Below are 12,571 nucleotides of genomic sequence, written 5' to 3' on the forward strand. Positions count from 1 at the left end.
TCTTTCGATGCCGAACGGCATTTGCCATGGGAAAGATTTATGAAAACGGCTGACTTGCACAGCTTGCAGGCCCTGCGCGTGCTGCGTGAGCAGCGCGCCACAGCGCGTCTTGCTGCACAACGTGAACGCTGCCGTGAGGCCAACAGCGAGCTCGATCAGGCCCGTGAAGCCTTGCGTCTGCACCGGGAAAAGCTCGTTCGGGAAGCCGAGCAGGCATATGGCCGGTTCAGTGAGGGGCTTTCGGTCAGCGCCTGGCGAGCGACCCAGGAGCGCTTGCAGCAACTGGATGATGAACGTGTGGCGTTGCAGGCCGATGCTGATGCCGTGGCCCTGACGCTTGAGACCGAAGAGCAGGCCCGCGAGCGCCTCAGGCACGTTCACAGGGAGCAGCAACAGAAAACCAAAGCCTGGCAAAGCCTGGTGGAGCAGCGCGTGCGAAGTGATGCACGTCTGGCCGAACAGCGTGACGAAGCCGATCAGCCAGCAGCGCCTGGCAGTGCCGCTGCAACTGCTGTGACATCTGCCCAGATATCAGGAACCGAGCCATGACGATGTATGCCGGCCCGATTGCTGCCGATCCGTCGTGCCGCGAGGTGCTCAAGGCGCGATTGGCGCAGTTCGACAGTGAGGCACTGTACCTGCACAACCGGCTGCACCGCGCCCTGAAGCCTTGGCCGGTGCTGCTGGGCGGGCAAGCGGTGCAGGTGCTTTGGGCCAGCGCGAGTGGCGAGTGCCGGCAGCCGGTGCGTGTGGCCATCGCGCTCGGCGAGCATCGGATCGAACTGATTATCCCGCTGCGGCTGCTTGAGCTCTCGGGGTTGGGCTGGCAGCCCGGTGCAGCAATCGAAACCGACGCTGACGCATTGCTGCTGGAACAGGCCTGGTTGAGATTGATGGAGCCGCTGGAAGGGCTGTTGGGCGAATCTCTGCGCGTAGTGCCATGCACGCCCGACCAACCGCATAAGGGCCTGCAGGTCGCCGTCGAGGTGCGCGCCGGCGATCAGCCGGCTCAGGCGTTGAAAATCCATTTCGACGCCGCCAGCGCCCAGCGGGTGAGCGCGCTGCTTGAGCAGCACTGCGCGGTCACGCGTGACCCGCTGCAAGGCTTGCGTCTGGCGTTGAGCATCGAAGCCGGGCAGGCGCCATTGACTCACGCCGAACTGCGCAGCCTGTTACCGGGCGATGTAGTGATGCTCGACACCCTGGCCGATGCGCAGGTGCTGCTGCGGCTGGGGCGTCACTGCCAGACCGTCGTCAGACGCCAGGGCGACACGCTGGTCTGGCAAGGCGCGTTGCGTCCCGGCAGCCCTGCATTTTCTCCGTATCCCTTTGACAGGAATGACCCGATGAGTGAAATGAGCACCGATGCCGATCTGGATGCCTCGCTGGACGATTTGCCGCTGACCCTGATCTGCCAGTTGGGCAGCATGGAGCTGACCCTTGCGCAGCTGCGCGAAATGGCCCCTGGCAGCGTTCTGCCCTTTACCAGCCAGGCGCATGACGAAGTGGACCTGATGGTCAACGGTCGCCGTATCGGTCGTGGTGAACTGGTGATCATCGGCGACGGTCTGGGCGTGCGCCTGCTTGGCTTCAGCGGCTCATGAACGGTTACCAGCCGAATTTGATCGAGATCATTCTGGTCGTTGCCACCATCGGACTGATTCCCCTGGCCGTGGTGACCCTGACCGGTTTCATGAAAATATCCGTGGTGCTGTTCCTGATCCGCAACGCACTGGGCGTACAGCAGACACCACCGAACCTGGTGCTTTACGGCATCGCGCTGATCCTGTCGGTCTACGTCACCACGCCGCTGATCGGCGACATGTATCGGCAGGTGCAGGGCCGCGATCTGAGTCTGCAGAACGTTCAGCAGCTCGAGGAATTGGGCAGCGCCTTGCGGCCGCCCTTGCAGGCACATCTGTCGAAGTTCGCCAACGAAAGCGAGCGCGGGTTTTTCGTGCAGGCGACCGAAACCATCTGGTCACCCGAGGCACGTGCCGACCTGCGCGATGATGATCTGGTGGTGCTGATCCCGGCATTCGTCAGCTCCGAACTGACTCGGGCCTTTGAAATCGGCTTTTTACTGTACATCCCGTTTCTGGTCGTTGATCTGCTGGTGTCCAACGTCTTGATGGCCATGGGTATGTCGATGGTTTCGCCCACATTGATTTCAATTCCGCTGAAGATATTCCTGTTCGTGGCCCTCAGTGGCTGGTCACGCCTGATGCACGGGCTGATTTTAAGCTACGGGGGCTGAAGTCATGGGCCAGGACGTATTTCTGTCGCTGATGAATCAGGCGCTGATGACTGTGCTGCTGCTGTCCGCACCTGCGCTGATCGTGGCGATTGTGGTGGGGTTGGGCGTGGGACTGCTGCAGGCGCTGACCCAGATTCAGGACCAGACCTTGCCGCAAGTGGTCAAACTGGTAGGCGTGCTGCTGGTCATCGTATTCGTCGGGCCGTTGCTGGCGGGGCAGGTGGCCGAGCTGGGTAATCAGGTGCTGGACAATTTTCCGCTGTGGACGCGTTGAACAGCCATGGGCGCTGATCTGACCAACGCGTTCATCGAAGTTGCCTACCCGGTGATCAGTTCGACATCGCTGGCTGCGTCGCGGGCCATGGGTGTGGTGATCATCACGCCGGCATTCAACCGTTTGGGCCTGACCGGCATGATTCGGGGTTGTGTGGCGGTCGCCATCTCGGTGCCGATGATCCTTCCCGTTTTCTCCGCGTTCACCTCCATGCCCGAGCACAGCGGATTCTTTCTGGCTGGATTGATGATCAAGGAATTGCTGATCGGGTTGCTGATCGGGCTGTTGTTCGGCATCCCGTTCTGGGCCGCCGAAGTGGCAGGTGAGCTGATCGACCTGCAGCGTGGATCGACCATGGAACAACTGGTCGACCCGCTTGGACAGGGGGAGGCGAGCGTGATGGCGACCTTGCTCACCGTTATGCTGATCACGCTGTTTTTCATGTCCGGCGGCTTCATCCTGATGGTGGACGGCTATTACCACAGCTATCAACTCTGGCCGGTGACCGAATTTACACCGCTGTTCAGCAGCGCGGCGTTGACGTCGATTCTGGCGATTCTCGATCAGGTGATGCGCATCGGTGTGTTGATGGTCGCGCCGCTGCTGATCGCCATGCTGATCACGGATCTGATGCTGGCCTATCTGTCACGCATGGCCCCCAGTCTGCATATTTTTGACCTGTCATTACCGGTCAAGAATCTGTTTTTCTCAGTGTTGATGGTGGTCTACATCGGCTTTCTGATCCCGGTGATGATCGATCAACTGGCACAGTTCCGAGGCACCATCGAGGTGCTCAAGGCGCTCGCGGTCGAGGGCGGCTGATGGGCGAATCCAGCGAGGAGAAAAGCCAGCCGGCCACGGACAAGAAGCTGCGCGATGCGCGCAAGAAGGGTCAGGTCGCAAAAAGCCAGGACCTGGTCTCCGGCATGGTCATTCTGTTGTGTACGTTGTGTATTTCGGTGCTGCTGCCCAAGGCGCGTGCGCAGGTCGAGGCCTTGATTGATCTCGCGGCATTGATTTACATCGAGCCCTTCAACGATGTCTGGCCGCGGCTGCTCGATCATGCCGAGCAGATCGTCATCGGCATTACCTTGCCAGTGGTGGCGGTAACGGTCGCGGCGGTGATTCTGACCAACATCGTGACGATGCGTGGGGTGGTGTTTTCGGTGGAGCCCATTCAGCCGGACATCAAACGCATCAACCCTGCCGAGGGATTCAAACGCATTTTTGCGATGCGCAACCTGATTGAGTTTCTCAAGGGGCTGGTCAAGGTGGTACTGCTGGGGCTGGCGTTCTATGTGGTCGGTCGTCAGGCCCTGCAAGCGCTGATGGAGTCGTCGCGCTGTGGTGAGGGCTGCATTGAATCGACGTTTTATCTGGTCCTCAAACCGCTGGTGTTCACCGTGCTGGCGGCGTTTCTGCTGGTTGGTGCAGTGGATGTGCTGATGCAGCGCTGGCTGTTTGGTCGAGAAATGAAAATGAGCCACAGCGAGCAGAAACGCGAACGCAAGGACGTCGACGGCGACCCGATGATCAAACGCGAACGTCAGCGCCAACGGCGCGAAATGCAGGCCCTGGCGACCAAGCTCGGGTTGGCGCGGGCTTCATTGATGATTGGCGATGCTGGCGGCTGGGTGGTGGGCGTGCGTTATGTTCGCGGCGAAACGCCAGTGCCGATAGTGGTCTGTCGCGCCGCACAGCACGAGTCCGCCGCATTGCTGGCCGACGCCGCGCCACTGGGCATTGCTCTGTGGCCCGACGGAAGTCTTGCCGAGTCGATTGCAAAGCGAAGCGTGGCGGGCGACCCGGTGCCGGAAAACACCTTCCAGGCGGTAGCCGATGCATTGGTGGCCCAGCGGCTGATCTGACGTCAGCCACCTCGCACGTGTCTGGCGCGCTGCACGGTGACAGCGCTGTCGCTCCTCACGCCTAGGTGAACATGTTCTGGACATTCTGTGCCCGGCTTGAAACTAAAGGCCAACGCTGACCACCGGGGCAAGCCTTGTGTATTCAGTGCACCATCGGACTGTAGCGGGTTGCCGGTGTGCCGCGCACCACCTTCAGACGGTTGAGGTCGGTGTTGATGCGCCATGCCCAGAAATGCGTACCGTCCTCACGTGCCGTGTCCAGTGCCTGAGCAAGCATCATGCGTACATCCTCAAGCGAGTAGTCATGCGGCTGGTCGAGCATCAGTTGGGCCTTGACCCGCATGATCTCCGGCAAATACCAGCGGTCATGATTTTCTACCGCGCCGATATGAAGCTCATCGAGAATTTCCAGTGCCAGAGGTTCGAGTCTGAGTGCCGCCAGACCTGATGCGTACTCGGTGTGCAGCATCGCATGCAGCGGCGTTTCCACATGGTTGCGCAACTGCTGCAGGGCTTCTCCCAATAGCGGCACACCCGTTGCCGCATCGCCTTCGCGAATCGCCAGAATGCTTTCATAGCAACTGGTCAGCTGGCGCCAGACATGCAGGGGCTGACGTTCGCTGCTCTGCTTGAGCAGCTTGAGGAAATGCCGCGTCTTGTGCAGCGTACCGGCAATCAGCGTCGCCGGGATCGCACTGATCGCCAGGGTGTACCACAAGGTTGCAGGATGACTCAGTGCAATAGCCTGTTGCACATTGGTTTCCAGGGCGACCATCGCCTGGCCGGTATTGCCGATCAGCAACTGAACCTGGGCCCGCAGCGACTGCGCTGCAATACGCTGGTCGAAGTGCATGTCGATAATGTGCGAGGACGGCGAGCGCGGGGCGCCAAGTGCTTCTTCGATGGCCTGACGCGCCGTCTTCATATCGCCCATATAGAACGCGCTGGTGGCGCGCATGCGTCTGCCCAGCAACTGGCAGTCAGCAATGCGGTAATCCTTGCCCAGTGCCAGAAATTGCGAGGCGACCTGCGTACCCTGCAGATGCTTGTTGCTGCAGGTGTGGTCGTTCCACTTGCCCCACAGCGCCCGCAGGCGGTATTCGGAGTCGTCCAGCGCTTCGGCATCTTCACTGACCTGCTGCCAGACTTCGCGCATTTTCTGTCCCGCGCCGTAGGTCAGCATCAGAATGCTGCCGGACATGGTCAGCAGACGCATGCGCTGCCGACGATCCATGTGTGCCTCTTCCACCTGCCGGGGCAGGCCGTGGTTTACCCAGTCCTGATATTCGCGCACCAGCGACAGCCGCAGCCACAATGGCGAACTGCACAGCGTCAGTTCGACCCCCAGCTGGCGGTCGCCCTCGGCCGAGAACGCCCAGGTGAGGGCCGCTCGAATGGTGTCGATCTCTATACCGTAACGCTGGGTCCAGAGCTCCTGGGGCATTTGTTCGAGATCCTGTTTGCCTTGTTCCAGAAGGGTCAGTGCCCATTGAGCGTGAGCGCGGCACAGGCGTGGTACATCATCGAACTGCACCAGTTTTTCGTGGGCGTAGAGACGTGTCGTTTCCAGCAGCCTGAAGCGCTTGCCCTGGCTGTGATCGAAGGCGCCGAGCAGCGATTTTTCCAGCAGGCTTTCGAGCATCGGCAATGTCATCCGCACGTCCGGCAAACCGATGTTGACGATCGCCATGACCCCGTCAATGGTGAATGAACCGTTGAATATCGACAGCTGGCGCAGCAACGCCTGCTCGTGCCCGGTGAGCATTCCGTAGGTCCAGTCCAGCGTGGCACTCAGCGAGCGCTGGCGTGGCAAGGCGGTGCGAAGGCCGGTCATCTGCAGTCGAAAACTGCCGTCCAGCAGGCCGACCAGGTCATGAATACCGAAGGTCCTGGCGCGTGCAGCAGCCAGTTCGATGGCCAGTGGATTACCGTCGAGTTTGCGGCAGATGGCGGCGACCGTTCCGGCGTCACCGTCATTGAAGGCAAACTCGGGGTCCTGCTCTCTGGCACGGGTCACGAAGAGCGCCACCCCGGAATAGCCCATGGCCTGCGCGGCAGTGAGCACTTCGTGCTCATCAGGCACTTGCAGCGGGCCGAGTTCATGCACCCATTCGCCCTGCGCACGCAGCGGTTCGCGACTGGTCACCACGATGCAGCATAGCGGTGCATTGGCCAGCAACGCTTCGACGGCAGCGGCGGTTTCGTCGAGCACATGCTCGCAGTTATCGAGCACCAGCAATTGCGGGCGACCGACCAGCGATGGCGGTATGTCGTGCAGCGGTTGTTCGTTTTCGGCGCTAAGCCCCAGTGCGGAGGCGATTCTGCCCAATATCGGTTGCGTGCCGTTGACCGGCGTCAGGTCGACGAACGCGGTGCTGAGGCCCGATTGCGCGGCCAGACTGTCAGCCAGTGCCTGCGCAACGGTCGTTTTGCCGACGCCGCCCGGACCGCTCAGGGTCAACAGACGCCGGGAGAGTGTCAGTTCCGACAGTTGCTCTATCAGTTCGTCACGCCCAAGCACCTGACGGTTGATTGCCGGCACGCTTACGCTGGCGAGTGTGTCCGCTGGCGCAGGTTCGTGGCGGACCGCCTGCTGCACACTGACCGGCGCGACGAATCGGTAGCCACGGCCCGGCACAGTGACAATGTAATTCTCGTCGGCATCCAGCGCCCTGCGCAGGGCAACGATTTGCGCACGCAGGTTGCATTCTTCGACCACCGCTCTGGGCCATGCCAGTGCCAGCAGTTCGGCTTTCTCCAGCAGTTCGCCTGGCCGAGTGGCAAAAGCGACCAGCAATGCCATTGCGCGGCTGCCCAGTGGCACCGGCTGTGAATCCTTGAGCAGCAAATATTCGCGTGGAAGCAGGGTGAACGGGCCAAAGTGAATGGCCTCGTTGCTGCGCGACGCCTCACCTGTTTCCTGAATGGCCATTTCATTCTGGCCGCTTGCTTCGAAATCCATGCTTAGACCTGTGTCAGAAGTAATAACTGCGCCGCCGCACCGTGCAGGAGCATGAAGGTCCCGATCTGTGTCCGTGTGGTGATGAGTGTTCCATTTATCTGCCAGCGTCCGTTGACCTCCGGCAGATCAGTTGTAACTGAGCGGACACTCCGTGTTACCGGGTGTGCACCAATGCCTGACCGCATGCCTGATTTAACGCGTTGACTGTCCGGAAAGCGGAAAGTCTAGTGACATGAGATGACTGTTATGAGATCGATGCACAAATCGCGCCCACGTTAATTGACATCAGTTAGCCGCCACTCCGTTTACCGTTGGTCGACTTGTAACGATTTTTTGTCAACACGCCATTTGCCCGAACGGTCGTTTAGATGACGGTTGCAGAACTAATGCGACCGGTATGTCCACTTGCAGAGAACCTCATGAATCGAACCGTCAATGCTGCAGAGTTGCATATCGACTTTGACAAGGACCGGGAAAAAGCCTTGTTCAAGTGGCTCATTGCAAGTTTTCTGATGGGCAAGCGAATTCAGTCGGCCATCGCCTGTGAGGCGTACCGGGTCATCATCGAAAAGCATGACCGCGACACGCCACGCAAACTGGGCCAATGCACCCATCGCGAGTTGGTCAGCATGCTCGGCGAAGCGCATTACGTGCGCTATGACGAGTCCACGGCCGATAGACTGCTGGCGCTGTGTGCCGGGCTCAACGCTGACTACGCGGGCACGATCGGCAATCTCCACGAGGCGAGCGAAGACCGCGCAGACTTCGAGAAACGTCTGGCAGCCTTCAACGGCATTGGCCCCAAGACTGTGGAGATATTCATGCGTGAAGCCGGCAAGGTGCTGTATTGAACACCCCGTTATCATTGCGTACAGGCTGTGCGGGCTGGAGTCTGGGGCGCGAGCACTGTGCTGAATTTTCCGCTGCCGGAACTCATTTGCAACGTTATTCGTCACGCTTCAACACCGTTGAAATCAATAGTTCGTTCTACAGGACACACCGTCCGCAGACTTACAGGCGCTGGGCACAGTCGGTGCCTGACGATTTTCGCTTTTCGGTAAAGATCCCCAAACTGATTACTCATGATCAACGGTTGCAGGATACTGAAGTGTTACTGGATGTGTTTCTTTCCCAGTGCAGTGAGCTGGGTGAAAAACTGGGTTGCCTGCTTATTCAACTACCGCCTTCTCTTGACTATATTCCGGATGTCGCAGAACGCTTTTTTAAAGCGCTGCGCAGTCGTTACAGCGGCACACTTGTTCTTGAGCCGCGTCATGAATCCTGGTGCCAGGCCGAGGCACTTCTGGTCGATCAGCGTATTGCACGAGTCGCAGCCGATCCTTCGCCGATCAGCGCGGGCCATGTTCCTGGCGGATGGCCAGGCGCCCGCTACTGGCGGCTGCACGGCTCACCGAAGATTTACCACAGTGCCTACGGCCCTCAACGGCTGGAGTTTCTGGGCCGGCAGGCGCTGGCGTCGGTGGAAGAGGGCGTCGAAACATGGTGCATATTCGATAACACGGCCAGCGGTGCGGCAATCGAAGATGCCCTGTTACTTCAGACGCTGAGCCGCGCACGATAAGTTCGCCTCTTTCCTGCGCCGTATCCGGTCGTCTGGTGTACGGCAAGTTGCGCGGCGATGTCATCCCTTCTTAATGCAAAGTCTTTCTAATCGTAATTGATAGCGGACGCCTGACAGTTATCCAGGCTCCGTGCCTCTGCCTGCAAAGGCCCGTCTCGCACCAGACCAATCCGTAGCGGCGCGCGCTGCCTGCACGAGCGGCGTTGTAACGCCATGGAATGTCGGGTGGCCAATGGAAGGAAATAACAATGACGACTGTTAGCAAGATCAGCACTGAAAAACCCACCGATCCTACCGATGCCAAAGCCTGGGAACAGGCGGTACAGCAATCACGTGAGGTGGGTATCGAGTGGCAACTGCCTGCCGATGACAAACGCTCCGCTCAGCAGATCATCGACGATAGCCCACTGCTGAAAAACCTCGGCGGGCGAGGTGACCGGGGGGAAGCCAGGGAAAACCTGATTGCTCAGGTCGGTGACTACACCAAGGACTCAAGTGCCGCGTTTCGAGCCGTGCAATTGCTCGAACACATTGAAACCTTCGACGCCAACGGTGACCGTCTGGCCGGCAAGGACATTGGTAACAATCGTATCGACGGCTACACCAGCAGCAGCGATGCCCGGCACGGCACGGAGGCCGGTCGTCTGAAGGATTTCGGCAAGGACGGTTTCTCGAGCCTCAAGGGCAAACTGCACGAAATCAGATCGCCAGCCGATGACCCTGCGGTTCGCGAACAGGCTGAGCAGCTCGGGATTCAGTGGGAGCGGCCGAAGGGCGATGAAAGGGACGCCAGAAGTATCGTCGACGGTGACCCTTTGCTCAAAAACCTGGGCAATCAGAGTGACGTCAGGGACATGCTCAAAGAGCAGGTCGGCGACTTCGATACCGACGCAGATGCAGCCTATCGAGCCACTCAGGTGCTGGCCCATATCGAACAGTTCGACAGCAGTGGAGGACGAATTGTCGGCAGTGACGTGGCCAACGGCAGGATCAATGGTTTCACCAAAAGCGGCGAAGCCCGTAACGGCACCGAAGCCGGTCGTCTGCAGGATTTTGGCAAGCACGGTTTCTCCAGCCTCTCGGGTCAATTGAGCAATATTTCGGCGGCTGGCGACAACACCCAGGCCCGCGAACAGGCCGAAAACCTGGGCTTTCTGTGGGAGCTGCCCAAGGACGACACGCGCTCGGCACAAGAGATCATCGACGCCAATCCGTTGCTCAGGGATCTCGGCAATCAGAGCGGCGTCAAGGACATGCTCAAGGAACGCGTCGGAGATTTCGAAAAGGACGCCAATGCTGCCTTTCGCGCGGTCCAAGTGCTCGACCGGGTGACGATGTACAACGAGAAGGGTGAGATTCAGTCTGGGGGCGATGTGTTCAACAGTCGAGTCGACGGCTTCACCAAAGGCGCCGAAGCGAAGCATGACACCGAGGCTGGACGCTTGCAGGACTTCGGCAAACTGGGCTTCGATGCACTGCCGGCGCTGAAAAAGACCGAAGACATCAGCAGTTACAAGGACTTTCTGAAAGCCAGTCCCGATGCTGATGAGGCCTCGAAGCAAATCGCCCGCTACGCGGCAATCCTCGACGAGAACCATGACGCGATCAAGGGCAAGACCGGTTCTGCGGACCTGACCGCCGAGGCGCTGGCGACCTACCGGGACACGCATCCGCAGCTCGGCAAGGAGGTCAGGGAGGCGCTGGACTTCTGGTCGCAACCCGGCGCCTTTGCGCTGCTCGATAATGCCAAAAGCCCGCTCGAGCAAGGCACCGATGGCAAGGCCAGCCGTGGTGACATTCAGGCTTTCCTCAAGAATAGCGCGCCAAAAGACGTCGGTGCCGTGGGCACGCTGCTGGAAGCCGTTGCAGAGGGCAATCTGCTCAACAAGGTCAACACCGACGCGCTCGACAAGGATGTGTTCGAGCATCCGCAGAACTATACCGCAGAGCAGAAGGCCGCAGTCCTGCAGGAACTCAAGGCGGCCCAGAGCCTGATTGTCGAGGGCAGCGGTGCGGGCATGTGGAAGGACGACAAGTCTCAGGTGCAGATTGCCAACAACGTAGGCAGTCATCCCGACCCGCAAAAGCTGCTCGATGACGTCAACGAGCATATCTCGTTGCTCGAAAAGGACCCCGAGGTGGTCACGTTCTACAACGCCAATGCAACCAGCGAATTGAGCAAGGTGCTGGAGGGCAGCGACGCGCTGAAAAGCGCCTTGCAAGGCACTTACGACAATGACATCAAGACCGGCAATGCCCTCGACAAGCTGTGGGACGCCAACACCAAGGACGGCAAGACCGATCAGCAGACGGCTCTGGCCCGGTTCTACAGCTCGGCTCAAAGCGTTCAGGAATCTCTGGGTTTGAGTGATCCGGGTGAAATTCAAAAGGCCGTGCAAAAGTCGGCGCACAATAAGGATTTCGAATCGTTCTACGAGAAAACGCTGGTCTCGGGCGAGCGACTCAACGAGTTGTTGAAGACTGAAAGCTTCGAAGTGGCAACCAGCCAGTTCAGCATGGAAGTGGCGATGTATAACGCTGCGCTGAACCCGGAGTTCACAGGGAAATACGACGACAAGCTGACTGAAAACTACACCGCCATTGCCCAGAACAACGTCTTCAAGGACGCCAGTTTCGAGGATCTGAAGAAGGCTTTTGGCAAGGATGGCGGCGATACACTGGACGAAGCGAAAGTCAGGTCACTGATCGACCAGATCAGTGAAAGCAACCCCGAGTTGCTGACCAATGCCGACGGCAAGCCGGCCACGTCCGACCAGATTCTGGGCGTATTCCGAGGGAATTGGGATCTGTTGCGTCAGGGCACCAAGTCCATTTCCGAACTGGGTTTGTTCAGTGACAACTCTTCGATCAAGGCTGCTTCCGGTGCCGGAGTCCTGCATGGTGTCAGCGGTCTGTTCATGGCCGGCATCACCATCGCCAAGGGGGCAAATGGCGCGGGGGCGCTGACTGATCGGCAGATCGTCGACATCACCACAGGTTCGGTGCAAAGCGCTACCTTGCTGACCGAGGGCGGCGTCAAGAATGTCACCACGATGTTCAAGGACATCAAGGATATGCTCGAGCCGGACATCTACAAGCAAATAACCACTAACCTGTCGAAACTGGAAAACGCTGCCAAAGGGCTGGGTGGCCTGGCCGGAGTGGCCGCAGGGGCCTATGGCATCTTTGACGGTGTGAAATCGATCAGGAGAGGCGAGCTGGTCGCCGGCGGTATGAGCATCACGGCCGGGTCCCTGGGCGCGATGGCCGGTCTGGCATCAGCGGCAGAGGGCGCAGCAGGCGTGCTGCAGTTGACGGGCAGTGTGGTGCGCGCCTTGCCGTTGCTGGCCGGCACTCTGGGACTGGCCGCCGCCGGGGTGGGCGCTGTGGCGCTGCTGATTCCCGGCATGATCGAGGAGGGCAAACAGGAGACCCGTGTCGACCGGTTTTCCGATCACCTCAGGGACTACCTGACCCAGTACGAGATCGATGGAGTCAAGAACGGCACCCTCATGGACGTGCCGGACAGCGAGTGGCCGGGGCCGGAAGAAACCACCATCGCTTCATAATCGGAGTGGTCAGGCCGGAGCGCCCCGGCCTGCTTTCTGACGCCGATCGACGTAGCGAG

10 protein-coding genes are annotated in these 12,571 nt (G+C 59.6%); 9 read left to right on the plus strand and 1 reads right to left on the minus strand.

Annotated features, from left to right (window positions below; translation table 11 throughout):
• The first annotated feature begins 39 nt into the window (after positions 1-39).
• From AO388_RS05295 to AO388_RS05320, 6 genes are read left to right on the plus strand one after another with little or no spacing between them, the layout of a single operon-like run.
• On the plus strand, positions 40-549 hold the full coding sequence (locus AO388_RS05295; RefSeq protein WP_003369203.1) for a hypothetical protein: 510 nt from the start codon (positions 40-42) through the stop codon (positions 547-549).
• The gene (sctQ, locus tag AO388_RS05300; protein ID WP_058416152.1) at positions 546-1,604 is read left to right on the plus strand and encodes a type III secretion system cytoplasmic ring protein SctQ; all 1,059 of its coding nucleotides are present in this window, start codon (positions 546-548) and stop codon (positions 1,602-1,604) included. The genes AO388_RS05295 and sctQ overlap by 4 nt, the downstream gene beginning before the upstream one ends.
• Positions 1,601-2,257: a type III secretion system export apparatus subunit SctR gene (sctR, locus tag AO388_RS05305; protein ID WP_003369210.1), complete on the plus strand. Its 657-nt coding sequence runs from the start codon at positions 1,601-1,603 to the stop codon at positions 2,255-2,257. Before sctQ ends, sctR begins: the two co-directional genes overlap by 4 nt.
• Before the next feature lie 4 nt (positions 2,258-2,261).
• A complete protein-coding gene (locus AO388_RS05310) occupies positions 2,262-2,531 on the plus strand; it encodes an EscS/YscS/HrcS family type III secretion system export apparatus protein (RefSeq protein WP_003369212.1) in 270 nt (89 codons plus the stop codon).
• 6 nt (positions 2,532-2,537) lie between these two features.
• A complete protein-coding gene (sctT, locus tag AO388_RS05315) occupies positions 2,538-3,353 on the plus strand; it encodes a type III secretion system export apparatus subunit SctT (protein ID WP_003369214.1) in 816 nt (271 codons plus the stop codon).
• Positions 3,353-4,399, plus strand: coding sequence for an EscU/YscU/HrcU family type III secretion system export apparatus switch protein (locus tag AO388_RS05320; RefSeq protein WP_058416153.1), 1,047 nt, complete (start codon positions 3,353-3,355; stop codon positions 4,397-4,399). Before sctT ends, AO388_RS05320 begins: the two co-directional genes overlap by 1 nt.
• 142 nt (positions 4,400-4,541) lie before the next feature.
• Here the strand turns inward: AO388_RS05320 and AO388_RS05325 are convergent, their stop codons facing one another.
• Positions 4,542-7,361: an ATP-binding protein gene (locus AO388_RS05325; RefSeq protein ID WP_058416154.1), complete on the minus strand. Its 2,820-nt coding sequence runs from the start codon at positions 7,359-7,361 to the stop codon at positions 4,542-4,544.
• Between the two features lie 419 nt (positions 7,362-7,780).
• On the opposite strand from AO388_RS05325, the gene AO388_RS05330 reads away from it, so the two are divergent.
• From AO388_RS05330 to AO388_RS05340, 3 genes are all read left to right on the plus strand, one after another.
• Positions 7,781-8,212, plus strand: coding sequence for a hypothetical protein (locus tag AO388_RS05330; protein WP_058416155.1), 432 nt, complete (start codon positions 7,781-7,783; stop codon positions 8,210-8,212).
• Positions 8,209-8,943, plus strand: coding sequence for a DUF72 domain-containing protein (locus tag AO388_RS05335; protein ID WP_058416156.1), 735 nt, complete (start codon positions 8,209-8,211; stop codon positions 8,941-8,943). Before AO388_RS05330 ends, AO388_RS05335 begins: the two co-directional genes overlap by 4 nt.
• 248 nt (positions 8,944-9,191) lie before the next feature.
• Complete coding sequence (locus tag AO388_RS05340; protein ID WP_058416157.1) at positions 9,192-12,512, plus strand: type III effector HrpK domain-containing protein; 3,321 nt, start codon at positions 9,192-9,194, stop codon at positions 12,510-12,512.
• Positions 12,513-12,571: the final 59 nt, after the last annotated feature.

This window comes from Pseudomonas sp. ICMP 10191 (assembly GCF_001467335.1).
In the GTDB taxonomy this organism is placed as follows: Bacteria; Pseudomonadota; Gammaproteobacteria; order Pseudomonadales; family Pseudomonadaceae; genus Aquipseudomonas; species Aquipseudomonas cerasi.